Source organism: Mesorhizobium sp. M0058, from assembly GCF_040323095.1.
GTDB lineage: Bacteria > Pseudomonadota > Alphaproteobacteria > Rhizobiales > Rhizobiaceae > Mesorhizobium.
Genome location: NZ_JAMYUQ010000006.1, coordinates 33179 through 57803, shown reverse-complemented (window position 1 = coordinate 57803; position 24625 = coordinate 33179). Strand labels below are relative to the sequence as shown.

Genomic DNA, 24625 nt, shown 5'->3' with positions numbered 1-24625 from the left:
CCTCCCGAGGCAGTTTGACTTCAAGGGATATCGAGTGGCCGGCGCCGCGGAGATCCCGCGGCGCCGGATATGCCGCCTATTGGTCAGCCCTATTGGTCAGCTTTGGTCTGGCCCATGATTTCCTGCGCGGTGAAATTGATGCCGCAGGTCGGGAAGGAATTGCCGACGAAGAAATTGTCGGACTGGTCGGGGAAGAAATCCTGACCGGCCTTGAAGTTCGGATCCTCGACGATCGCCAGCGGCAGTTTCACCGCCTGCGGCACGACGTTGCCTTCGAGCGCGGCAATCGCCGTCTTGATGGCGACCGCGACCTGCGCCGGACCGGTGCCGGCCGATGAGCATTTCAGCCCGTCACCGGCATGTGCCGCGCAGAACTTGCGGAAACCGTTCTCGGTCTCCCCGCCGAACGGCACGAAAGCATGCTTGGCATCGATCATCGCCTGCACGATGCCGGTGTCGCCGCCTTGCCCGGTGATGCCGTCGAACGGGCCGTTGGTGGCAATGGCGTCGGCCGTGGCTTTCTGCGCCACGCCGTCGTCCCATTTGCCGACCACCTCGGTGACGTCCCATTTCTTGCCGGAGGCATCGAGCGCTTCATGGATGCCGTTGTGACGGTCGGTGTCCACGGAAGTTCCGGCAACGCCGCGCACTTCGAGCACCTTGCCGCCATTCGGCACATGGCCGACCAGCCATTTGCCCCACAATTCGCCAAGGCCCTTCTGGTCGACATTGACGTTGATGGCGTCCTTGGTGTCGAGAATATTGTCGAAGGCGACGAGGATGACGCCAGCTTCCCTGGCGCGCTTGATGACCGGCCCGAAAGCGGTCGGGTTCTGGGCGTTGACGACGATCGCGTCATAGCCGGAATCGATGAAGTTGTTGATCGCCGAAATCTGAGCCGGCACGTCCTCGCCGGTCGAGACGACCTTGAATTCCTTCAGTTTCGCGGCGACCTCCGGCTGGGCCGCATAGGCCTTGGCGGTCTGCACCATCTGGATGCGCCAGGTGTTGGCGATATAGCCATTGGCGAGCGCGATGCGGTATGGGCCGTCTTTCTTGGGGTACTTGAAGAACTGCGTATCGGCCGCCCAGGGCGCAAAGCAATCCGGCTCAGCCGACGGTCCCTTGACAACTTCCGGGTCGGCCATGGCCGACGAACTCAGCATGACGAATGCAGTGGCGGCAACGATGCCACCAACAAGTGACTTGATCATCGATATTCCTCCCAGTTGTAGTTTTGTTTGCTGCTGCTTGTTTATTTGATGCTGTTTGTCGTGGTGTGTTTTCCACGCCTGCCGAAGGCCCTCCAGCCTGGCCGGCGCCACGTCTCAAGGGCCCGAAGCCGGCCCGATCCCCTCCCCCTCGCCGCTTCACAGGCGAGAAACGAAACTAGCATATTATACATAATAAACAAGCATGAGCTGTTGCTTATGTATAATAAACAGGGGCGGCCTTTCATCAAAACGTCTGCCCGACGAAAATGGTAGCGCTACCATGACGTTGTGTAAAGCACCATTTGCTGAGGCAGCCAAAGCGTGTTCAGCGTGCGGTGCTCTCGCGGGGCTTGAGTTCGAAACCGAGATCGACGACCCGCTGCTCAGGCCTTCGTCCTGCGATCGCCGCCAGCGCCATGGCGACAGACCGACGGCCGATTTCATAGCGAGGGGTGCGGATACTGGTGAGCGGCGGGAACGCCGCCTGCATCATTTCGAGGTCGTTGAAGCCGACAATGCCGATTGTTTTCGGCACGTTGAGCGCGGCGCTATGGCATTCGAACAAAACGCCGAGCGCGATGTCGTCATTGTTGCAGAAAACGCCGTCGAGCGCCGGCATCTTGGCCAGCGCATCGCGAAGCAGCTCGCGGCCGAGCGTCACGCTGGACAGTAGCGGAGTGGTGGTGACGAGCCGCGGGTCGAACAGGCCGGCCTTCTCCATTGCCGCGCGATAGCCGGCAAGCCGCCGCTGCGAGCGCGGGTCCATGCGTGCGCCGATGAAGCCGATCCGCCGGCAGCCCGCCTCGATCAGATGCTCGGTCGCGGTGCGGCCGCCGTCGAAATGCGAGAAGCCGACCAGCATGTCGACCGGATCGGGCCCGGTCTCCATCACCTGCACCACCGGGCAGCCCGCGCTCTCCAGCAGCTTTCGCGAGGTCGGCGTCTGGTCGATGCCGGCCACGATCAGCGCCGCCGGGCGCTGCGGTGCGAACACCTGCAGCAGGCGCTCCTCCTCGAGGCCGGAATAATGGGTGTTGCCGAGCTGGACGCGGAACGGGCCGTCCGACAGGCTGTCATAGATGCCGCGCACCACTTCTGCGAAGACGTTGTTGGTCAGCGACGGCACCAGCACGCCGAACACATCGGCGCGCGCCGAGGCCAGTGCCCGTGCATTGGGATCCGGGACATAACCAAGTTCGTCGACAGCGGCCTGGATCTGGCGCCGCAGATCCTGGCTGACGCGTTCCGGTTCGCGCAGCGCCCGCGACACGGTAATGGCGCCGACGCCGGCCTTGCGCGCCACATCTGATAGGGTCGGGCGGCCGCCCCCACGACGCGAGCGCGGCTTGGTCATGGACATCCTCCACGTGCCAGGCCCCGGCCGCTGCGCCCTTGCGAAACCATGTTCAGCTTTTCCACTGCCACCATGCCAACCGGCTGCTGCCGCACCCACTCGCCTGCTGGCGTCGCGCAGCCAATCGCCCTTGTCAAGCAACAGGGCAATCCTGCCTTCCTAAGCCATCAGGGCAGCACTGCGTTTTGCTTTCCACAGCAGCAGCCCGATGGCCACTATGTTCAGCAAGTTCCACGCGATCCCGTTGAGGAACGCGGCGGCGTAAGAGCCGGTCAGGTCGTAGATCCAGCCCGACATCCAGCCACCGATCGCCATGCCGAAGATGGTCGCCATCATGACGATGCCGATACGCTGGCCGGCCTCCCTGGCGGGCAGGTATTCGCGCACGATGATGGCATAGCAAGGCACGATGCCGCCTTGCGACAGGCCGAACACCAGCGACACGACATAGAGCGAGGCAAGCCCATCGAACGGGATGTAAAACAAAAGCGACAGGCATTGCAGCACGGAACCGATAAGCAGGGTTTTCACGCCGCCGATGCGGTCGGCGACAAAGCCGGAGGCGAGCCGGCTGACGACACCCGCCGCCATCATGATCGACAGCATGTCGGCGCCATGCGCAATGCCGTAGCCAAGATCCATGCAATAGGCGACGATGTGCACCTGCGGCATCGACATCGCCACGCAGCAGCCGAGACCGGCAACGATCAGCAGCACCTGTAACGCCGCCGGCGACAGCGAAATCGACTGCACTGGCCGGCTTCCGGGCGAACCGGCGGCAGCCGCCGCCGGAGCAGCGCGCCGCAACAACAGCACCAGTGGCACCATGGTGACCAGGCAGAAGACACCGATGCCGGCATAGGTGAAGCGCCAGCCTTCCGCCTTGATCAGTGTCGGCATGATGGTTGGCCAGAGCGCTCCGGCGAGATAGTTGCCAGCCGCCGCAGCTGTGACGGCGACGCCGCGCCGACGGTTGAACCAGTGCGAGATGTCGGCGATCAGCGGCCCGAAGATCACCGATGTGCCGACACCAATCAGCACGCCCTGGGCAAGGGTGAATTGCAGGATAGAGGTCGACAGCGCGGCGAGCAGCAGGCCGGCGGCGAGAGCCACCGAGGATAGCAGTGCCGGGATCCAATACCCCATGCGATCGACCGCGCGGCCAACCAGCACATTGCCGGCGGCGAAGCCGACCATGGTTGCGGTGTAGGGCATCGATGCCGCGGCGCGGTCAACGCCGAACTCGGCCTGCACGGCCGGCAGCACGACGACGACGGCCCACATGCCGACCGCACCGATCGTCGCCAGCAGCATGGAGATGGCAAGCCGCATCCAGGCGTAGCTGCTGTCGATGCCGGGGCTATCCGCCTGATTGGCGACGATCGGGGTCAAGGCGTTTCCTGTTTACGGTCCTGGGAAGTCGACCGTTGTGTCGCCACTATCGGCGCATTCACCGCGACGGGCAGCGCCACAGGGCCATGATCCGTGGCTCCAGCGGCCCGGCGACTTTCTCGGGAACCGGCGGCGGCCTGCTCGAGTTTTTGCGACAGGAAGGAGTTTGTCATGACCGCGAAAAAGAAATGGTCGGCCGAGGTGACCGAGCACAGCGATGCGATGGACCTCGAGGACCACATCTTCGAAGCCGACGACGCCAGGAAGATCGCGGCCTCGCTCAAGCGCTCGGCCGAGCACAGCGACCGCCGCAAGGCCGAGCCGTTTCAGTCGGCCATGTCGATGCTGAATTTCTACATCAACCGCGCCGGCAAGAACCTGCCGCAGGCGCGCCGGAAAGTGCTCGAGGACGCCAAGGACGAACTGCGCGCGGCCTTCGGAAGGCCGCAGCAGGATTAATGCATGTCGCTCAAAAGTGGCGCCGGTTTTGAGACAACGACATGCAAAGACCTAAGCGCGTCGACGCGCTTTAGCGCTCCCGATTGGCTCTACCAAATTCACCTCAACTGGACCTAGTGACAGGTCCTCTTTCCCCTCAGTTTGCCGGCCTCGGCTTTGTGTTTCCCCGAGCCCTTTGAAGTAGCGGCATGACGGTCAAGATCGGCATCAATCCCATCACCTGGAGCAATGACGATGTTCCCGCACTCGGCGGCGATACGCCGCTCGCGACATGCCTGTCGGAAACCAGGCAGGCCGGCTATCGCGGCACCGAACTCGGCGGCAAATTCCCCAGGCGAAGCGACGAGCTTGGACCGATCCTGTCTTCTTACGGACTGGAACTCGTCTCCGGCTGGTATGACGGCCGCATTCTGGACCGCACGGTCGACGAGGAATTCGCCGCCCTCACCTCGCATCTGACCCTGCTGCGCGACCTCGGCGCCAAGGTCGTCGTCTATGCCGACACCTCGCGCGGCCGTCATGACGGCATTTTCGCGCCGATCTCACAGCGTCCGCGCCTCGCTGACGGCGAATGGACCGCCTATGGCGAGAAGCTGACCGAACTCGCCGACCGCATGGCTGCCTTCGGCGTCGGCATGGCTTTCCATCACCATATGGGCACGATCGTCGAGAGCGATGACGAGGTGGACAGGCTGATGGCCGCAACCGGCAAGAGCGTCGGCCTGCTGTTCGATACCGGCCATTGTCTGTTCTCAGGCGGCGACCCGGCCTCCCTCCTGAACCGGCATCTCGACCGCATCGTGCATTTCCATTGCAAGGACGTCCGCGCGGCCGTGCTGGAGAAGGCACGGCGCGAGGACATGAGTTTCATGGCGGCAGTGATGGAAGGAATCTTCACCGTGCCCGGCGATGGCTCCGTCGATTTCCTGTCGCTGCTGCAGCCTCTGGCCAGCCATGGCTTCGAAGGCTGGATCGTCGTCGAGGCCGAGCAGGATCCGGCCAAGGCACACCCCTTGACCTATGCCACGAAAGGTTACGCTTCGCTTCTCAAAACGGCCTGCGCGGCCGGGTTCGACGTGGCAATACGAGACATGGCCTAACCACCGCCGGGGGGCTGGTGGTTGGGCCGGTTGGGCGCGCGCCTCGGTAGGGGTAGCGACGCGAAAGCGCCCGGCGATCCGCGCCGCCGCCCTCCCTTGGCGGCGCGGATCGCACAGTTCTTGGCATCGAAATTTTTGCCCCCGAGTTGCCGGCCCGGCGTTTCCAGCTTGAGGCTGGGGACGAGGCATGCCTTGATGCAGATGGAGGAGCGACATGGCATTCGAGGCGGCACTCGGCATGGAACGGCTTTGCACCATCCGTGAGATCGCCGAGAAGGCGGAACTCGGCGCGGCAACCGTTCACCGCGCGCTGAAGAACAGCCGCGAGGTCCGTCCCGAAACCAGACGGCTGGTGCTGGAGACTGTCTGCCTGCTTAACGAAGAGAAGATCGCCCGCGCCGCCAGGTTGGTCGGAGACTAGCTTGGCCGACCATATGCGCCTTTCCCTCGACATCATGTCGGTCGACCGCGGCTCGGACGAACCGATGCACCGGCAGATCTACGGCGCCTTGCGGCGCTTCATCCTCGACGGCCAGATCCAGCAGAACACGCTGCTTCCTTCGACACGCTCGCTGGCCGAGGATCTCAAGGTCGGCCGCAACACGGTGATCGCCGCCTACGACCAGCTGCTCGCCGAAGGGTTTATAGAGGCGCGCGCCGGGTCCGGCACCTGGGTGGCGCCGATCCAGCAGAAACGCCCGCCGGCCGCGCTGCGCGCCGGACTCGCCGCCCCGCAAAAACTCTCGCGGCGCGGTCAGACCATCGTCAACGGCCCGCAGCCGCCACGCAATGCCGGCGTCATCAACTTCCATCCGGGCGTGCCGGAATCGGCATCCTTTCCCTTCACCATCTGGTCGAGCCTTCTGGTGCGCAATGCGCGCAGCCGCGATGAGAATTTGCTCGGCTATATCTCCTTTGCCGGCCATCCCGGCCTGCGCCAGGCCATCGCCTCGACCATAAGCCTGTCGCGCGGCATCAATTGCACCGCCGACCAGGTCATCATCGTCACCGGCGCGCAGGCAGCACTCGACCTCGCTTCGCGCGTGCTGATGGACGAAGGCGACCATGTCTGGATGGAGGAGCCCGGCTATCTCGGCGCCAAGAGCGCCTTTCTCGCCAGCGGCGCGCAGCTTGCGCCCTTGAAGGTCGATCGCCTTGGATGGCATCTCGCAGACCCAGAGCTGCCGCCGCCGCGCCTGATCTATGTGACGCCATCCTGCCAGTGGCCGTTCGGCACCATCATGCGCATCGAGGAACGGCTGCAGCTGCTCGACATCGCCGAGCGCCACGGCGCCTGGATCGTCGAGGATGATTATGACGGCGAGTACCGGTACCGTGGCCGGCCGGTACCGGCGCTGCGCGGCCTCGATCACGCCGACCGGGTCGTCTATATCGGCTCCTTCGGCAAGACGCTGATCCCGGCGCTCCGCATCGGCTATCTCATCGTGCCGCGCGAACTGTCGGTCCCCTTCGACCGCGCCGTCTCGATCACCGGCCAGTTCGCGCCGCTGATCCTGCAGGCGACGGTCAACGACTTCATCACGCAAGGCTATTTCGCCACGCATCTGAAGCGTATGCGCCGGCTCTATGCGCGCCGGCAGGCCAATTTCGTAAAACTGTGCCAGGAGCATCTGGCCGAATGGCTGACTGTGACCGAGAACGATTCCGGCATGCAGCTGCTGGCCAGTTTTATCCGACCCTACAAGGACAGCGACGTCGTCGCCGCTGCCGTCAAGGAGGGCCTTGACGTGCAGGGCATCTCGATCAACTACCATTCGAGCGAGCCGGAACACGGCCTGCTGCTCGGCTATGCCGCGATGGACGAACGCCAGATCCTGCGCGCAGTGCTGGCGCTGCGCGCCGCCTTTATGCGACTGGACCGGCAATAAGCCGGTCCAACGCGGCTCTTCAATTCACGCTGTCGAATTTCTGCAGGTCCACCGGTGCTGCCTTGCGCACCTCGACATCGTCCAGCGAGGCATTCTCCAGCGCCACACGGGCCGCCGCATCGATGTTATGGATCATGTCGTCGATGTCGGCGTCGCCATGCGCCGGATTCATCGCGATCATCACCGTGCGGTTGAGGATGTCGAGAGAACCCTTGCCGAGGTCGTCGGCATAGGTCAGCCGCAGGCCCTTGTTTTCCGGCAGCGTGTACGGATTGAGCGCCGGATGATGCGCGCCCTCATGCATCAGCACCTGGTCCCACTGGGTGAAATTGTGGCGGCCGGTCTTGCCGGCAATGACGCTCGGAATGGTCTTCGAAAAAGTCTGCGCCGCCTGTTCGCTGGGCAGCAGATACATTACCTGTGCCGCGCAATCGTCGTCGGGGCTGTTCATCGGCGACGGCGTCAGGCCGAGATTGCCGAGATGGCGCGTGCCGGCCAGCACCTTCTTCTTCTCCGCCCGCATCGCCTCGATGATGCCGTCCAGACGGTCGAGCTGGACATTGAGCATTGCACCCATCAGTTCCGAGGCGCGCGCCCCGATGCCGGCGAACGGCTTGATGCTGTCGCTGCGGCCCTGCCAGTAGAAGTGGCAGGGGTCGATGGCGCAGCGCGCGCGCTCGGCCACTTTCGGATCGCTGGTGGCGATGCCGCCGCCCTCGCCCGACGTGATGTTCTTGAAGTAGTTGAAGGAGTAGGCGCCGGCATGGCCGATGGAGCCGAGCTTCTTGCCCTCATAGCCGCCGCCAATGCCCTGGCAGACATCTTCCAGCACGAGCAGACCGCGTTTTTTAGCGATATCCATGATCGCGTTCATGTTGCAGGCCGCACCCCACATATGCACCGGGATGACCGCCTTGGTGCGCGGGCCGATGGCGTCGCGCAGAGCGGCCGGGTCAATGGTCAGGCTCTCGTCGATGTCGACAATGACCGGAATGGCGCCGACCGACAGCACTGCCGTTGCGGTCGCCATATAGGTGTGCGCCGGCACCAGCACCTCATCGCCCGGGCCGATGCCGAGGCCGATCAGGCCGGCGGCGAGCCCATAGGTGCCGCTGGCGGCCAGCGCAAAATGCTCGACGCCGAGATGCCTGGCATAGCGGGCCTCGAAGCGGTTGCACTCGCTGTTCTCGCCATAGCGAAACAGCGCACCCGAGCGGATCACCCTGGCAATGGCTTCGATCTCTTCTTCGCCGGCAGTGTACATGGCAAGTCTCCACATCGCTGATGGTATGAAAGCAGTACGCCTGCGGCCGCTGTTTGAAAGAACCACTCCGCTGCGATCTGACCAAGCCATCCCGGTTGCTTGATGGCCGGGTTTGACGCCGAATGTGGGCATATCGAATGAAATCGACATTCCAGAATGCAGGCCCGCGGAAAAATCGTACCCATCCGAATTCGTCGAAGTGGCCCTGTCGGAAAGCCGGCATTGGGCGTTCCATCGCGTCCAGTTGGGCAAACGGTCGGTTCCATGCAGCACGGGACACACTTTGGAAGACCCTCGAAACCGGCGTGCCGGCAAGATGGTGGCCGGCAAGATGGTGGCCGGCAAGACGGTGGCCGTCCATGACGCGACAGCTCGTCCTGCATGAAGACGATGTCGGCATGTGCCATGGCGCCAACAGCGCCTTCCTCGAACTGACCGCACACGGCGCCTGCAGCTCCGGCGCCGTGATGGTGCCGTGCCCATGGTTCCCTGAGATGGCCGAAGCGGCAGCCGCCGATCCCCGGCTCGATCTCGGCGTCCACCTGACGCTGAACAGCGAAAAGCAGCACTACAAATGGCGGCCGCTGACGTCGCCGTCGCGCGCGGCCGGCCTGACGGACGAGTTCGGCTATTTCTGGCCCGATGTAGCGACCACCCGCCGCAAGGCAGCACCGCAAGCGGTGGAAACCGAGCTTCGCGCGCAGATCGACACCGCCTACCGCGCCGGCATCGACGTCACTCATCTTGACGCCCATATGGGGGCAGCGCTGTCGCCGGAGTTTTGCGACGTCTACATCAAGCTCGGCCTGGAATATCGGCTGCCGGTGCTGTTGACCAAAACGCTGTCGGCCTATTCGCCCAACGACAATCTGGTCGGCGTCACCGAAGCGGCGTTCCAGCGCGGCGTCACTGGAGCCCGCGCCAAAGGCTTTGTCATCTTCGACGCCGCCATTCAGACGACCTGGGGCCGTCCACGCTCCAAGCCGATAGAGCCAGCCTACAAGGCATTGGTCGAAGGGGTCCGTGAAGGCCTGACCTTCTTTTGCCTGCACTTCAACGCGCCGGGCGAGCTCGAACTGATCGAGCCGCGCTCCGCCTATATCCGCACCGAGGAATATGAACTCTTCCGCGACCAGGCTTTTCGCGACTGGCTCGGCGCGCAGGACATCGACATCATCGGCATGAAGCCGTTGCGCGAGGAACTGCGTGCACGGCTCGGGGCATCGACACCGGCAAAGGCCCGCAAAGCGGCCACCCGGTCAGCGCCGTAAGCCGATCCGTCGGCCAACAGCGCAAAGAGGGATTTGGAACTGCAACGACAATGGGAGAATGACATGAAGACTGTTCTGAAACTGGCGCTCGGCGCGCTTGTCTCGATGAGTATGCTGGCGGGCGTCGTGCAGGCCGCGGGCCTGAAGGACCCGAAGGATGTCCGCATCACCTTCGTGGTGCATGGCTCGGCCTCCGATCCCTACTGGTCGGTGGTCAAGCGCGGCGTCGACGATGCGGCGGCGCTCACCGGCGCCAAGGTCGAATATTATGCGCCGCAAGTGTTCGACGTGGTCGAACAGGCCCGCCTGCTCGACGCGGCCATCGCCACCAATCCCGACGGCATCGCCGTCTCCATTGCCGACGCCAATGCGCTTGGTAAATCGGTCAAGGCCGGCCTTGCCGCCAACATTCCGATGGTCGTCCTGGATTCCGGCGAGAAGGAAGGCGCCGAACTCGGCACCTCTCTCTACGTCGGCACAGTCTCCGAATATGATTCCGGCAAGAAGGCGGGCGAGCGGCTGGCCAAGGAAGGCACGCTCAAGGTCGTCTGCATCAACCACGAGGTCGGCAATGTCAGCCTCGACCAGCGCTGCCAGGGGTTGAATGACGGGCTGAAGCCGTCAGGCGGCGGCACCGAGGTGCTTACCGTGTCGCCCGATCCGGCCGACATCCAGCGCCGCACCGAGGCCTATCTGTCGGCGCATCCCGACACCCAGGCGGTGTTTGCGCTCGGCGCCACCGCCGCCAATCCGCTGATCCCGTTCTTCCGGCAGAAGGAACTGTTCGGCAAGATCAAGCTCTACACCTTCGACATCAGCCCCGAAGTCCTGGATTCCGTCGTCGCCGGCGAAATGGGCTTCGGCATGGACGCCCAGCAATATCTGATGGGATACCTGCCGGTGATCTATCTGGTCGAGCATGCCACACATGGCTTCTGGCCGCAGAACAACGCCTACACCGGGCCGCTGTTCATCGACTCGCCCGACAAGGCCAAGGCGATCCTGGCGCTCGCCAAGGACGGCATCCGCTAAGGCAAGACCAAAACGGATCGGGGAGCCGCCATGCGCTCCCCGTCTCTGGTCGAGATTGCGAAGTGAGCGATTGGGGAGCCTAATGGCTGTTGTGGAAGACAAGGCGATACCTCCAGAAGCGCCGGCCCCCGGGGTACTGGGCAAGGACCGTTTCGGCATGACGTCGAAACGGGCTGCCGGCACTGACGAGCGGCTGGCCAGCACCGGCCGGCTGACGCAATGGCTGCGCCGGCCCGAAGCCGGTGCCGCCGGCGGCCTCATCGCCACCGTCATCATCTTCGCCCTGCTGCCGGGTGCGTCGAACCTCTATTCGCTACAGGGGTCGATGACCTTCCTGACGCTGGCAGCCGAACTCGGCATCATCGCCACGGCCGCAGCCCTTCTCATCATCGCCGGCGAGTTCGATCTCTCCGTCGGCTCGATGGTCGGCTTCGCCGGCGTCGTCATCGGCCTGACCGTCAAATACTGGGGCTTGCCGCTGTGGGGCGGCATCGCCTGCGCCTTCGCTGTCGCCATCCTCACCGGCTACGTCAACGGCCTGATCGTGGTGAAGACCCGCCTGCCCTCCTTCATCGTGACGCTGGCGTCGCTCTACATCCTGCGCGGCCTGTCGATCGGCATCACCCGCGCCGTCACCGGCCGCACGCAGATCCCCTACATCCTCGACGGCGCGCCGGACCCGGCAACCGCGGGCCTGTTCAACGGCCATCTCCTGACCGGCTTCTTCCAATGGATGGGCACGCAAGGTTGGATCGCCACCCGCACCGACGGCATTCCCTTCGTCGTCGGCATTCCGATGTCGATCGTCTGGTGGCTCGGACTGACAGCGCTTGCCGGCTATGTCTTGACCCAGACCAAATACGGCAACTGGATCTTCGCCACCGGCGGCGACCTCAATGCCGCCCGCAATGTCGGCGTGCCGGTCGACCGGGTTAAGATCGCGCTGTTCATCTACACCGCCTGTGCCGCGACCTTGCTTGCCACCATCCAGGTGATGGAGGCCGGCTCCGCCGACACCACGCGCGGCCTGCTCAAGGAATTCGAGGCGATCATCGCCGCGGTCATCGGCGGCGTGCTGCTCACCGGCGGCTACGGCACCGTCTATGGCGTGCTGTTCGGCGCGCTGATCTTCGGCCTGGTGCAGATGGGCATCTTCTACACCGGCATCGACACCGACTGGTTCAAGGTCTTCCTCGGCATCGTCATTTTGATGGCCGTGCTGGTCAACAACTACATCCGCCTCAAGGCGCTCGGACGCGGAGGCGGCAAATGACCTACCCAAACCCGTCCCCGGCCATCCAGCCAGCCATGGAATTGCGTGGTGTGTCGGTCAATTTCGGCTCGGTGCGCGCGCTGCAGGATATCGACATCAAGGTCTATCCCGGCGAGGTGCACTGCTTGCTGGGCGACAACGGCGCCGGCAAGTCGACGCTGATCAAGGTTCTGTCGGGCGTGCACCGGCCGACCAAGGGCGAGATTTTCGTCGACGGCAAGCCCGTCACGTTCCGCAGCCCGCGCGACGCGCAGGACCTCGGCGTCGCGACGGTCTTCCAGGACCTCGGCATGATCTCGCTGATGTCGATCACGCGCAATTTCTTCCTCGGCCGCGAGCCGACCAGAAGCCGCCTGCCCTTCTCGCGCTTCGACAAGGAGCGCGCCAACACAATTGCCCGCCAGGCGATGGCCGATATCGGCATCGACGTGCGCGACCCGACGCAGGCCGTCGGCACGCTGTCGGGCGGCGAGCGCCAATCGGTGGCAATCGCGCGCGCAGTCCACTTCGGCGCAAAGGTGCTGATCCTTGACGAGCCGACCTCGGCGCTCGGCGTGCATCAGGCGGCCATGGTGCTGAAATTCATCATCGAGGCGCGCATGCGCGGGCTGGCGGTGATCTTCATCAGCCACAACATCCACCACGCCTACCCTGTCGGTGACACTTTCACGCTGCTCAACCGCGGCCGCAATCGCGGCACATACGCAAAGTCCGAGATCTCGCGCGACGAGGTGATTTCCATCATGTCGGGCGGCGAGGATCTGAAGGCGGTGGAAGCTGAGATTGCCGGGCTGTTGGCGCAGATCGGCAACCGGCCGGCCGCCGCACCCTGAGCCTGGAACACTTTTGCAGAGAGTATTAACAGCATGAGCAGGATACGCGTCGGCGTCATCGGCGCCGGCATGATTTCGCAGGTCGAGCATATTCCAAACCTGTTGCGGCTCGGCGACCTGTTCGAACTGGTCGGCGTTGCCGACCCGTCAAGGATTTCGCGGGAATATGTCAGCGAAATTCACGGCATCGCCAATTTCGAAACGCCGGAGCAACTGTTCGGCCAGAAGCTCGACGCCGTCGTCATCGGCTCGCCCGACCCGCTGCATCACGAGCAGGTACTGGCCGCACTCGGGCGCGGCCTGCATGTCTTCTGCGAAAAGCCGCTCTGCTATTCCCCGGCGGAAATCGCCGAGATCATCGCCGCGCGGGACAAGGCCGGCAAGGTCATGCAGGTCGGCTATATGAAGCGCTTCGATCCGAGCTACCGGCTGGCGCTGGCCTCGCTGCCCGGCACGGCAAAGACGTTGCGGTCCGTCTCGGTCGAGGTCAACGATCCCGATGCCTGGCCGTTCATCGCCCACCAGCGCTACAAGCGCGGCAACGACATTCCCGAGGAGCTGATTGCCGCCGCGCAAAGCAAGCAGAAACAACAGGTCGAGCGCGCCATCGGCCAGCCCATGACCGATCTGGCTTTCCGTGGGTTTACCGGCGCTTACAGCTCCGCCTTGATTCACGATGTGAATGCCGTGCACGGCCTGCTCGACGCGCTCAGCGTGCCGGAGGGCGAGGTTGTCGGCGCGCAGATCTTCGCCAATGGCGATGGCGGCCAGGGCGCGGTAAAACTGCTCGACGGCCAGGCGCTGTGGACGATGACGCATCTCACCGTGCCGAAGCTCGCCGACTACAAGGAACGCATCACGCTCTTCTTCGACGATGCCAGCCTTGAGCTCGAATTCCCCTCGCCCTGGCTCAACCATCATCCGACCCGGCTGACTGTGAAGACCTCGGACGGCCACACACTGTCGACAAGGGATCTGCGTGCCGGCTACGGCGAAGCCTTCGTCGAGGAACTGCGCGGCTTCTGGGGTGCGATCGTCAATGGCGACGAGGTGGTCAACCGCCCCGAGCACGCCGCCCGCGACCAGGCGCTGCTGGTCGCGCTGACCAGGCAGCACCTGGCCACTTCGCAGGCCGGCTGAGCGCTCGCAGGATGTGTTGAGATTCAGGTCAGGCCGCGCCGAAAACGTTGGATTTCGAGAACCGGAGCGGAGCGTACTTAAGTACGTGAAGCGCGCAAGCCGGCGTTTGCAGGCCGGCCTCACCTGAATATCAGCATATCCTACCGGGTGTTGATGACGCCGTCGGTATTGGCGAGCAGCTTGCGCACCGCGTTGCGGGCCGCCTCCGGCCGCTGCAGGCGGATGGCCTTCTCGATCGCCTCGTGCAGTTGCTGTGCATGCTGCAGATCGTCGAGTTCGCGCGTCGTATAGGTGAACAGATGATCGAAGGCGGATTCGATCAGCACGCCGAGCGGCACCAGCAGATCGTTGCCGGAGGCGCGCAGGATGGCCAGATGGAAACGCGTATCGGCGCGCGTGCGCTCCTGCAGGCTCGGCGCCTCGCCCATCTCGCGGCAGGCCTGGCTGATCTCGGCCATCTGCTCCTCGGTGCGTCGCATGGCGGCGAAGGCAGTCGCTTCTGGCTCGATGATATGGCGGAATTCCTGCACCGTCTTCAGGAACACCTCACGGTCGGGCGCGGTCGCGTACCAGGCGAGCACATCGCGATCGAGCAGGTTCCAGCGCTCCCTGGGCTCCACCCAGCTGCCGATCTTGGGGCGCGATGCCAGAAGGCTTTTGGCCATCAGCATCTTGATCGCCTCACGCACCGCCGAGCGGCTGACGTTGAAGGTTTCGGACCATTTGGCTTCATTGGGCAGGATGGTGCCCGGCGGATAGTCGCCGCGCACGATCCGAAGCCCGATTTCGCTGGCCAGTGACGCATGCACGCTGGTGCCGGGCATCCGGGTCGCGTCAGCCCGGCGAAGGGCCGCCGGGCGCTCGGCGGATGCCCCCTTTTCAGGCTTCGTTCCCTTATTCGGCTTTCCGTCCCTCATGCCTCCACAAAGTCCGGATTTCGAAAGCTGTCAAGCAGAGTGCCGGGCGCAGACGGCAAAGCCTGCGCCTGTGCACAGATCAGGTTACACCCTTGCCCCAAAGCCCAATTTGCCAGCCCTATTTGACGTATTTGCGCCAGCTGTGCTCGGGACGGAAGCCGAGCATGTCCCTGGCCTTGCGGTTCGAGAGCAGCGTTTCATATTCGCCGAGATCCGCTTTGACCGGCACGTCGGGGTAAAACCGCTTCAAAAGTTCGGCCGTCGGCAGGTCGGACGAGGTGTCGTCATTGGCGGCGTTGAACACCTGGAAGCCGAGCCCGTCCGTTTCAACGGCGCGCAGCGTGATCTGGCCGAGATCGCGCGCGTCGACATAGCTCCAGGCGATGCGCTTGCGAAAGCCCGGATCGGCAAACCACTTCGGAAACAGCGAATATTCGTGCGGCTCGATGACGTTGCCGATGCGCAAGGCATAGATATCGGTGCCGTTGCGCTGCGCAAAGGCGCGCGCCGTGTGCTCGTTGACGACCTTGGACAGAGCATAGCTGTCCATCGGATCGACGTCGTATTCTTCATCGAGGGGAAAATATTTGGGGTCGCGCGGTTCATTGGCGAACACCACGCCGTAGGTGGTCTCGCTGGACGCGATCACCACCTTGGGGATGCCAAGCTTCACCGCCGCCTCGATGACGTTGTAGGTGCCCATCGCATTGATGCGGAACACCTCATTGTCGGTCGTGATCATGATGCGCGGTATGGCGGCGAAATGCACCACGGCATCGACCGGCTGCGGCCGCAGCGACGGGTCGAATTCATGCAGGCCCATATAGCTCGACAGCGCGTTGAACACCTGGCCGCTGTCGGTGATGTCGGTGATCAGCGTGCGCACCTTGGGATTGTCGAGCGGCTTGGTGTCGATGTTGAGCACCTGGCAGCCCTGTTCGACCAGATATTGCACGACATGGCGACCGGCCTTGCCGCTGCCGCCGGTGAACATGATCCGCTTCGTCATTTTCGTCTCCAATGCCTAGGATTTCCGTGTATTGTCAGACAATATGGCATTCCGCAACCACCCTCGCCCGCCAGACGGCGGCGCCCAATATCAATCATCGCAACAGGACTTCAAGACATGACCACGACCGCCGCGAGCGAAAAGATCGGCTTTATCGGCCTTGGCCTGATGGGGCACGGCATTGCCAAGAACATCGTCGACAAGGGCTATGGCCTGACCTTCCTCGGCCGCAAGAACCGCAAGCCGGCGGAGGACCTGATTGGCCGGGGCGCCAAGGAGGCGGCGACTTCGCGCGACGTGGCGGCGGCGTCCGACATCGTCTTCATCTGCGTCACCGGCTCGCGCGAAGTGGAAGCCATCATCCGCGGCCCCGGCGGCCTCAAGGAGGGCTTGAAGAAGGGTTCGGTCGTCGTCGACTGCTCGACCGCCGATCCGGTCTCGACGGTGGCGCTGGCGGCGGAACTGAAGGAGATCGGCGTCGACTTCGTCGATGCACCGCTCAGCCGCACCCCGAAGGAAGCCTGGGAAGGCACGCTCGACGCCATGGTCGGCGCGCCCGACGCGCTGTTTGCCCGTGTGAAGCCGGTCATCGAAACCTGGGCCGGCCGCATCGTCCATATTGGCGATACCGGTGACGGCCACCGCATGAAGCTGCTCAACAACTTCATCTCGCTGGGCTATGCCGCGATCTATTCCGAGGCGCTGGCGCTGGCCGAAAAGGTCGGCATCTCGCCACCGCGTTTCGACAGCGTCATCCGCAACGGCCGCATGGATTGCGGGTTCTACCAGACCTTCATGCGCTGGACGCTGGAGGGCGACCGCGACGCACATAAATTCACCATCGCCAACGCCTTCAAGGACCTGACCTATCTGGAATCGATGGCGGGTGCGGCCGGCATCGCCAACCCGCTCGGCAACGCCACCAAGAACTCCTTCGCCGGTGCCTATGCCACTGGCCCGGCCGAGCAATTCGTGCCGATGCTGGCGACATATATCGGCAAGGTCAACGGCGTCGACCTGATGCCCAGCAAGGACGGCAAGAAGCAGACGATTTGAAGGCGGCGAAAAGCCTGTGTCAGCGCCTCGACCGGCCGATAACATCGTCGGTGTTGGCGAGCAGTTTGTGCACCGCATTGCGCGCGGCCGCAGGGCGCTGCAGGCGGATGTTCTTCTCGATCGCCTCATGCAGCGCCTGCGCCCGCCGCTGATCGCTGGTCTCGCGTGTGACGAAGACAAAGAGATGATCGAGCGCCGACTCGATCAGAACGCCAAGCGGCACCAGCAGATCGTTGCCCGAGGCGCGTAGTATGGCGAGGTGAAAACGCGTATCGGCGCGGATACGCTCCTGCAGGTTCAGAGCCTCGCCCATCTCACGACAGGCCTGGCTGATCTCGTCCATCTGCTCGTCGCTGCGCCGCGTGGCGGCAAAGGCCGACGCTTCCGGCTCGATGATGTGACGGAACTCCTGCACCGTGCGCAGGAAGGCCTCCCGGTCCGGCCCGGTCGCGTACCAGGCCAGCACATCGCGGTCGAGCAGGTTCCAGCGTTCCCTGGGCTCGACCCAGCTGCCGATCTTGGGCCGTGAAGCCAGCAGGCTTTTGGCCATCAGCATCTTGATGGCTTCGCGCACCGCCGAACGACTGACATCGAAGGTCTCGGCCCATTTGGCCTCGTTGGGCAGAATGGTGCCGGGCGGATAGTCGCCACGCACGATTCTGAGGCCGATCTCGCCGGCCAGCGAGACATGGACGCTCGCTCCCGGAAAATGCGCGGCACCGGCCCTGCGCATGACAGCCGGACCGCGGCTGGCTTGTGCCTTGGCCCGCTCGGCTCGCTTCTTTGATTTCTCGTCCGGCATTCACGTTCCAATGCGTCGGCCGTCTGCGTCCGGACTGGTCCGAACCTGCACGGCGCGCCGATCTCGTTGCCGAAAATCCAAACTACAAGCGCGTCAAAGCCAGAGCCTGCTGCCCCACCCCGTTGCGTCCGTTCGGGAAGAGACGGGGCGCCCGTCAAAGGGCGCCCCGAAATCGAGAACCTACTTCTGGATGCAGGTGTCGACCGTGTCCTTGGTGCATTCGTCGAGGCCGGTGAACACCGGATCGGCGACGGCCTTGCCTTCGACCAGATCGATCATCACCGATGGTGCCTTGTAGCCCATTTCGAACGGCCGCTGACCGACCAGAGCGGTCACAAGGCCGTCACGGGCGATCGCCACTTCATCGCCGATCGTATCGGCGGCGCCGATGACGAAGTCGTTGCTGGCGATCCGGTCCTTGAGCGGCCCGAACAGGTCGCGATAGGGCTGCGGTGCGCCAAACAGCGGCCAGCCGCCCATGATGCCGAAGGCGTCGAGCTTGGGATTGGCGGCGAGGATGTCGGTCATCGCCTGAACGCCCTTGGCGCCATCGTCATTGGTGAACACCGGGCAACCGGCGACTTCGGTCCAGCCGCCTTCGCCGGCAAGTGCCGCCAGGCCTTCCTTGCCCGACAGCGCGTCACGCATGCCCTGCGCGCGGCGCAGGATGTTGTCGGCCGCGGGATTGCCTTCGATGGTACAGATCGTGCCGCCGTTCGGCTTGCCCTTCTTGATGTACTCGCCGATCTTGTGACCCATCAAATAGTTGTCGGTGCCGAGATAGGTCTTGCGCAGCGCGGCATCTTCCTTGCTGAGATCGGCGTCGAGCGTCATGATCGGGATCGTCGGATTGGCGGTCTTGATCGTCTGCGCGATCAGCGGCGCGTTGGATGGCGAAATCGCCATTGCCACCGTGTCGGCCTTGCTCAGCATGTCCTGGACGATCTGCGCCTCGCCGGCCTCGTCGGAGGTCGACGCCGGGCCGGTGTAGAAGCATTCATATTCCGAGCTGGCATTTTCCTTGTTCCATTTCTCGCAACCCTGGTGGATGGCTTCGAAGAATGGATTGTCGAGACCCTTCACCACGATGACGAGCTGTTTCTTGGCCAAAGCCGGCCCGGCGCCCAGCGCCATGGCGGCGACGGCGGCGAGCAAAAGTGTTTTCCTCATGTCAGTCCTCCCTTGAAACAGACGGACACGGCGTGCCCGCCACACAGATCGACCGGATGCTTAATGACCGAGGTTCGTTTCACGAGCACTCGTGTCGCCAAGACAGATCGATAAGCATTTCCAGATGCGGCATTGGCCCGGCTCAACACATGGGTGGCGCCGCAACCTCGACCGATAAACCTCCGCCGATTCCGCCCGGCTAACCGCCAGCGGCATCGGCATAATCTCCTCCGACGCTTAGCTAATATCGGCTTGCGGCCAACGTCAATGCTATTTGTCCTACAAAACGGATTTTTGGATAGCCAAGGCTTCAATTCGTCCGACAATTGATTGACGAGCGCCGGCTTTTGCGTAAAAGAACGCTGACGCTGTTTCCGGGAGGAGATGGGGAGAGCGGGGCCAAAGCAGCGCCGGCATGCACGCCGGGAACAGCAGCGGGTCGCAAAACACGGGGAGGCAAAGACTGGTGGCGGTTCTCGAACTCACCAACATCTCGAGGCATTTCGGCGCCATCCAGGCGGTCAACGACGTATCGCTGTCGATCGAGCCCGGACAGGTGGTCGGCCTGATGGGCGACAACGGCGCCGGCAAGTCGACACTGGTCAAGATGATCGCCGGCAATTTCCGCCCCAGCCATGGCGTCATGCGCATGGACGGCAAGGAGTTGATCCTGCACAAGCCGGCCGAAGCTCGCCAGCACGGCATCGAGATCGTCCACCAGGACCTGGCGCTGTGCAACAATCTGACCGCTGCCGCCAATGTCTATCTCGGCCGTGAACTGCGCCGCGGCCTCGGCCCTTTACGCATCCTCGACTATGCCGCCATGTACAAGCGCGCCGGCCAGCTCTTCGCCGAGTTGAAGTCCGAGACCCGTCCGCGCGACCTCGTCAAGCAGATGTCGGGCGGCCAGCGCCAGGCAGTAGCGATTGCCCGCACCATGCTGTCGCAGGCCAAGATCGTGTTGATGGACGAACCGACGGCCGCGATCTCGGTGCGCCAGGTCGCCGAAGTGCTGAACCTGATCCGCCATTTGCGCGACCAGGGCATCGCAGTGGTGCTGATCAGCCACCGCATGCCTGACGTGTTCACCGTCGCCGACCGCGTCATCGTCATGCGGCGTGGCCGCAAGGTCGCCGACAAGACGATTGCGTCAAGTTCGCCCGAGGAAGTCACCGGGCTGATCACCGGCGCCATCGAACAGGTTTGATCTCAGCGAATTTCACCACGCACAGCACATGAAGGTCGACGATGGCACTGACAATTGACCAGCCGATCGAACAAAAACAGCAATCCTTGCCGGCAAGACTGTTTGCCAGCCAGACCTTCTGGGTGGTGATCGCGGTCATCCTGGCCTGCCTGTTCCTGTCTTTTGCCACCGACGCCTTCGCCACGTCGAAGAACCTTTACAACATCACCCGCAACATCACCTTCGTCGCCATCATCGCGCTCGGCATGACCTTCGTTATCATCACCGGCGGCATCGACCTGTCGGTCGGTTCGGTGCTCTGCCTGTCGTCGATGGTGCTGGCCGTTACCATGCATGCCGGCTACTCCATCGAGGTCGGCATCCTCGCCTCGATCGCCACCGCGCTCGCCATAGGGGCCTTCAACGGCATCATGATCGCCTATCTCGGCTTTCCACCCTTCGTGGTGACGCTCGGTATGCTGTCGATTGCCCGCAGCCTGGCCATGGTCGCCTCCAACAACACCGTCGTCTTCCAGTTCGGCCCGGATCACGACAAGCTTCTGGCGCTGGGCGGCGGCGCGTGGGTGTTCGGCATCGCCAATCCGGTCCTCTACATGATCCTTCTGGCGCTGATCACCGGATTCACGCTGCGCTGGACCAAGTTTGGCCGCCACATCTTCGCCATTGGCGGCAATGAGCACGCGGCGACGCTGACCGGCGTTCCCGTCAAGCAGATCAAGGTCGCCGTCTATATGATCTCGGCGCTGGCGGCGGGCATTGCCGGCATCATCCAGACCGGATGGCTTGGCGCCGTCACCACCAATCTCGGCACCGGCATGGAACTGCAGGTCATCGCCGCCACCGTGATCGGCGGCGCCAATCTCGCCGGCGGCGTCGGCACCGCTTTCGGCGCCATTGTCGGTGCCGCGCTCATCGAAGTGATCCGCAACAGCCTTGGTCTGCTCGGCATCAATGCTTTCTGGCAAGGCGTGTTCATCGGCGGCGCCATCCTGCTCGCGGTGCTGTTCGACCGGATCCGCAACTTCAGGCGCAATGACTGAATGTTTTTGGACTGAATCTTCCGGCTGGAAACCGTTGCTTTGACATCGAAATCCCTGTTCGACCTCAACGGACGGCTGGCGCTGATCACCGGTTCCGGCCAGGGCATCGGCCTGGCGCTGGCGCGCGGCCTTGCCGAGCATGGCGCAAGTGTCGTACTCAACGGCCGCGATGCCGGCAAGGTTGCCGGTGCCGCCGCCGGCTTGCGCGATGCCGGCTTCAAAGCGCACCCCTCGACCTTCGACGTGACGGATTTTCGCGCGGTCGATGCCGATGTCGCCCGCATCGAGGCCGAGATCGGCGCCATCGACATCCTGATCAACAATGCCGGCGTGCAGTTTCGCGCCCCGCTCGAGGACTTTCCCGAGGAGCAGTGGGAGCGGCTGTTCAAGACCAATGTCTCCGGCGCCTTCCATGCCGGCAAGGCGGTCGCCCGCAACATGATCGCGCGCGGCAAAGGCAAGATCATCAACATCGGCTCGGTGCAGAGCGAACTCGCCCGGCCTAACATCGCGCCGTACACGGCGACCAAGGGCGCGATCCGCAATTTGACCCGTGGCATGTGCACCGACTGGGCGAAATACGGCTTGCAGATCAATGCCATCGCCCCCGGCTATTTCCGCACCGAGATGAACCAGGCGCTGGTCGACAACCAGGAATTCTCCGCCTGGCTGGAAAAGCGCACGCCGGCTGGCCGCTGGGGGTATGTCGACGAACTGATCGGCGCCGCCGTGTTCCTCGCTTCCGACGCCTCGTCCTTCGTCAACGGCCATACGCTCTATGTCGACGGCGGCATGACGGCTTCGGTTTGACGGGAAACCCTATCGCTCAGTCTGAAAATCCACCACTACGGCCGGCAGCACACAGCGGCTTTCGCCCCGCGCCTTGACGCGAGCCCGAACTGAGCCGCACAATCCCGTCGCAGGCGAAGGGAGGCCAGTCGTCTGCGGGAGGTATAACCCATGACGGACGCGATCAGGCTCTATTGGGGCCGGTTCGGACATGTTTCTGTCCTGAATGTCGCCAGCGACTTCGTCACCCATGCGCATGTCGAGGCCCACATCATCATCTGGCTGGAGGGCACGGCCGGCGAGATGACTGTCGGCCGCGAGACGGTGCCGCTGGGTCCCGGCACCGCCGCCGGCATCAATTCCTACCAGCCACACAGCCACATTCTGTCGCAGAACGGCAGGCCCGGCCTGTTCCTCGCCTTCTACATCGATCCGGATTGGGCGCGTCGGCGCCGCGACCTGCCTTCGTCGGCGCCGTTGTTTGCACAGGCGGCAATCACGCTCGAACCATGGCTGCACCAGGCCGCCGCCAATCTGCTTGACCATTTGAGCGAGAATGAAAGCATCGACGACGTCGCCAATTACGAGATCGAGCGCTTCATCGATAGCGTGCTCGACGCCGCCGACGCCTCGGCGCCGCAGGAGACGCGCATCCGCGTCAACACCATGCAGGATTTCCGCGTCCGCAAGGCGATCCAGCTGATGAAGGCCAATGTCTGCGAGCGCATCTCGTTCGACGACGTCGCCCGCAGCGTCGGCCTGTCGCGGCCGCACTTCTTCGCTTTATTCAAGGAACAGACCAATCTGACGCCCAACGTCTACTGGAACACGCTGCGCATGGAGGAAGCCGTGCGGCAGCTGCAGTGGTCGCAGGAGCCGCTGATCTCGGTCGCCTGCAATCTCGGCTTCACCACCCAGGGCAATTTCTCGCGGTTCTTCCGCGACCATGTCGGCGTGCCGCCGACGCTTTACCGCGAAGCGGCGCGTGCCATGGCCTGAACGGGCCGTTCTTTTTCAGACTCCTTGATAGGGCCGCAAGACCCATTGATAAGCGCAGCGCCGGCCGCCGCCCTACCCTGCAGCGTATCGAATTCGTAGGGGAATGATCATATGGCTGAAGTCACCGTCTCCAGCGTCATCGACGCGCCGGTCGAAAAGGTCTGGGCGCGCATACGCGACTTCAACGACCTGCCGGGCTGGCATCCGCGCATGGTCAAGAGCCATATCGAAGACGGCAAGAGCGCCGAAACCATCGGCTGCGTGCGTAATTTCGAGCTCGCCAGCGGCGCGCGTATCCGCGAAAAACTGCTCGACTTCTCCGACGCGAATTTCCGCGTCAGCTACTCGATCCTCGAAACGCCGCAACCGCTGACCAATCACAAGGCGACGCTGCAATTGCGCCGCGTGACAGACGGCGACCGCACCTATGCCGAATGGACCGCGAGCTTCGACGCGGCACCCGACGAGGCCGACAAGATCGCCGCCGGCATGGCCGCCAATGTCTTCCAGGGTGGCTTCAATGCGTTGAAGAGCCATTTTTCTGGCCAAAGCTGAGTCAGGGGAGACTGTCATGGCGCTTGCCCTCCAGACCTTTTCGGCCGTAAGGGATGCCAACGCGGCGCTGAAGGCGCCCGGCACCCGCTATCTCGGCGGCGGCACGCTGGTCGTGCGTGCCGCCAATGAAGGCGATGTCTCCGTCACCGGTCTTGTCCGCTCGACCGATCCGACCCTTTCCGGGATTACCGTTGCCGGCGGCAAGGTCCGCATCGGCGCTTCGGTGACAATGGCGGCTATCGCCCGCCATCCCGAGCTTGCGGCGCTGTCCAAGGCCGCGCGCGCCGTCGGCGGCCCGGCGATCCGCAATATGGCGACCGTCGGCGGCAATTTGTTTGCGCCGGCGCCCTATGGCGATTTCGCCGTGGTGTTGCTGGCGCTGGATGCGACGGTTGGCACCGATGATGGGGAATTGCCTATCGAGGATTTTCTGGCCAGGCGGGACGGCAGCCGCGCCATCGTCACGTCAGTCGCCTTCGCGTTGCCGAAGGCCGAGAATTTCCGCTTCCTGAAAGTGTCGCGGGTCAAGCCGAAGGGCGTCTCGGTGCTCAGCATCGCCGCCGTTCTCGAACAGGCCGGCGACGGCACTGTCTCCTCGGCGCGGATCGCGCTCGGCTGCGTGGCAGACCGGCCGATGCGCGCCCGTGCTGCGGAAAAGGCACTGATCGGCAGCAGGCTTGACCAGGACGGCGTCGCAGCGGCGCTGGCTGCAGCCGGTGAAGGCACTTCGCCAATCACCGACCCGATCGCCAGCGCCTGGTATCGCGCCGAGGTTCTGCCGGTCCATCTCGGCCGGCTGCTGCTTACTTAACCACCGCTTTGGGGGGCGCGCGTCTGTCCGATCAATCGGGCAGGCGCGC

The 24625-nt window shown here is 63.7% G+C and carries 24 protein-coding genes; 16 read left to right on the top strand and 8 right to left on the bottom strand.

Translation table 11 applies throughout. The annotated features are described in order from the left end of the window. Nucleotides 1–89: 89 nt before the first annotated feature. From NKJ75_RS11545 to NKJ75_RS11535, 3 genes are all read right to left on the bottom strand, one after another. Nucleotides 90–1214 carry a sugar ABC transporter substrate-binding protein gene (locus NKJ75_RS11545; protein WP_023833938.1) on the bottom strand — a complete coding sequence of 375 codons (1125 nt, stop codon included), beginning with the start codon at nt 1212–1214 and terminating at the stop codon, nt 90–92. A 325-nt stretch (nt 1215–1539) separates the two neighbouring features. Continuing rightward, complete coding sequence (gntR, locus tag NKJ75_RS11540; RefSeq protein ID WP_023712085.1) at nt 1540–2568, bottom strand: HTH-type transcriptional regulator GntR; 1029 nt, start codon at nt 2566–2568, stop codon at nt 1540–1542. Between the two features lie 159 nt (nt 2569–2727). Then, nucleotides 2728–3900 (bottom strand): MFS transporter, encoded by a 1173-nt coding sequence (locus tag NKJ75_RS11535; RefSeq protein WP_050587434.1) that lies wholly within the window; start codon nt 3898–3900, stop codon nt 2728–2730. Between the two features lie 231 nt (nt 3901–4131). Here NKJ75_RS11535 and NKJ75_RS11530 point away from each other — a divergent pair, with 231 nt between their 5' ends. From NKJ75_RS11530 to mocR, 4 genes are all read left to right on the top strand, one after another. Continuing rightward, entirely contained in the window at nt 4132–4419 is a 288-nt protein-coding gene (locus NKJ75_RS11530; RefSeq protein WP_023673065.1) for a DUF3175 domain-containing protein, read from the top strand. A gap of 188 nt (nt 4420–4607) precedes the next feature. After that, nucleotides 4608–5519 (top strand): myo-inosose-2 dehydratase, encoded by a 912-nt coding sequence (gene iolE / locus NKJ75_RS11525; protein WP_023673064.1) that lies wholly within the window; start codon nt 4608–4610, stop codon nt 5517–5519. A 214-nt stretch (nt 5520–5733) separates the two neighbouring features. Continuing rightward, entirely contained in the window at nt 5734–5940 is a 207-nt protein-coding gene (locus NKJ75_RS11520) for a LacI family DNA-binding transcriptional regulator (RefSeq protein WP_023673063.1), read from the top strand. Nucleotide 5941: 1 nt separating this feature from the next. Beyond that, entirely contained in the window at nt 5942–7408 is a 1467-nt protein-coding gene (gene mocR / locus NKJ75_RS11515; protein ID WP_023673062.1) for a rhizopine catabolism transcriptional regulator MocR, read from the top strand. A 19-nt stretch (nt 7409–7427) separates the two neighbouring features. Here the strand turns inward: mocR and NKJ75_RS11510 are convergent, their stop codons facing one another. Further along, entirely contained in the window at nt 7428–8672 is a 1245-nt protein-coding gene (locus tag NKJ75_RS11510) for a DegT/DnrJ/EryC1/StrS family aminotransferase (RefSeq protein WP_023673061.1), read from the bottom strand. A 359-nt stretch (nt 8673–9031) separates the two neighbouring features. On the opposite strand from NKJ75_RS11510, the gene NKJ75_RS11505 reads away from it, so the two are divergent. From NKJ75_RS11505 to NKJ75_RS11485, 5 genes are all read left to right on the top strand, one after another. Then, nucleotides 9032–9943, top strand: a complete 912-nt coding sequence (locus NKJ75_RS11505) for a polysaccharide deacetylase family protein (RefSeq protein WP_023673060.1) — start codon at nt 9032–9034, stop codon at nt 9941–9943. A gap of 63 nt (nt 9944–10006) precedes the next feature. Next, nucleotides 10007–10975, top strand: coding sequence for a rhizopine catabolism ABC transporter substrate-binding protein (locus NKJ75_RS11500; protein WP_023687959.1), 969 nt, complete (start codon nt 10007–10009; stop codon nt 10973–10975). 157 nt (nt 10976–11132) lie between these two features. Then, a complete protein-coding gene (locus tag NKJ75_RS11495) occupies nt 11133–12248 on the top strand; it encodes an ABC transporter permease (protein WP_023687958.1) in 1116 nt (371 codons plus the stop codon). Next, entirely contained in the window at nt 12245–13081 is an 837-nt protein-coding gene (locus tag NKJ75_RS11490) for an ATP-binding cassette domain-containing protein (RefSeq protein ID WP_023712088.1), read from the top strand. The genes NKJ75_RS11495 and NKJ75_RS11490 overlap by 4 nt, the downstream gene beginning before the upstream one ends. A 33-nt stretch (nt 13082–13114) precedes the next feature. Then, nucleotides 13115–14221 (top strand): Gfo/Idh/MocA family protein, encoded by a 1107-nt coding sequence (locus NKJ75_RS11485; RefSeq protein ID WP_023744558.1) that lies wholly within the window; start codon nt 13115–13117, stop codon nt 14219–14221. A gap of 140 nt (nt 14222–14361) precedes the next feature. Here NKJ75_RS11485 and NKJ75_RS11480 read toward each other — a convergent pair whose 3' ends face one another. Both NKJ75_RS11480 and NKJ75_RS11475 read right to left on the bottom strand, forming a co-directional pair. Then, complete coding sequence (locus NKJ75_RS11480; protein WP_023725423.1) at nt 14362–15138, bottom strand: FadR/GntR family transcriptional regulator; 777 nt, start codon at nt 15136–15138, stop codon at nt 14362–14364. A 118-nt stretch (nt 15139–15256) separates the two neighbouring features. Beyond that, nucleotides 15257–16147 (bottom strand): NAD-dependent epimerase/dehydratase family protein, encoded by an 891-nt coding sequence (locus NKJ75_RS11475; protein ID WP_023744557.1) that lies wholly within the window; start codon nt 16145–16147, stop codon nt 15257–15259. A gap of 117 nt (nt 16148–16264) precedes the next feature. Between NKJ75_RS11475 and NKJ75_RS11470 the strand changes: the two genes are divergently transcribed. Then, the gene (locus tag NKJ75_RS11470) at nt 16265–17203 is read left to right on the top strand and encodes an NAD(P)-dependent oxidoreductase (protein ID WP_023756378.1); all 939 of its coding nucleotides are present in this window, start codon (nt 16265–16267) and stop codon (nt 17201–17203) included. Between the two features lie 19 nt (nt 17204–17222). On the opposite strand, the gene NKJ75_RS11465 is transcribed toward NKJ75_RS11470, so the two are convergent. Beyond that, nucleotides 17223–18005, bottom strand: coding sequence for a FadR/GntR family transcriptional regulator (locus NKJ75_RS11465; RefSeq protein ID WP_023712091.1), 783 nt, complete (start codon nt 18003–18005; stop codon nt 17223–17225). A gap of 180 nt (nt 18006–18185) precedes the next feature. Then, complete coding sequence (locus NKJ75_RS11460) at nt 18186–19175, bottom strand: sugar-binding protein (RefSeq protein WP_023673050.1); 990 nt, start codon at nt 19173–19175, stop codon at nt 18186–18188. 466 nt (nt 19176–19641) lie between these two features. On the opposite strand from NKJ75_RS11460, the gene NKJ75_RS11455 reads away from it, so the two are divergent. The 6 genes from NKJ75_RS11455 (at nt 19642) to NKJ75_RS11430 (ending at nt 24576) form a co-directional block, all read left to right on the top strand. Then, nucleotides 19642–20382, top strand: coding sequence for an ATP-binding cassette domain-containing protein (locus NKJ75_RS11455; RefSeq protein ID WP_023682237.1), 741 nt, complete (start codon nt 19642–19644; stop codon nt 20380–20382). Between the two features lie 41 nt (nt 20383–20423). Then, complete coding sequence (locus tag NKJ75_RS11450; RefSeq protein ID WP_023673048.1) at nt 20424–21422, top strand: ABC transporter permease; 999 nt, start codon at nt 20424–20426, stop codon at nt 21420–21422. Between the two features lie 39 nt (nt 21423–21461). Next, entirely contained in the window at nt 21462–22232 is a 771-nt protein-coding gene (locus tag NKJ75_RS11445; protein ID WP_352499688.1) for an SDR family oxidoreductase, read from the top strand. Nucleotides 22233–22382: 150 nt separating this feature from the next. Further along, entirely contained in the window at nt 22383–23210 is an 828-nt protein-coding gene (locus tag NKJ75_RS11440; RefSeq protein WP_352499687.1) for an AraC family transcriptional regulator, read from the top strand. Nucleotides 23211–23321: 111 nt separating this feature from the next. Continuing rightward, nucleotides 23322–23765, top strand: a complete 444-nt coding sequence (locus NKJ75_RS11435; protein ID WP_023815618.1) for an SRPBCC family protein — start codon at nt 23322–23324, stop codon at nt 23763–23765. 16 nt (nt 23766–23781) lie between these two features. Then, nucleotides 23782–24576, top strand: coding sequence for an FAD binding domain-containing protein (locus NKJ75_RS11430; RefSeq protein WP_352499686.1), 795 nt, complete (start codon nt 23782–23784; stop codon nt 24574–24576). Nucleotides 24577–24625 lie beyond the last annotated feature (49 nt).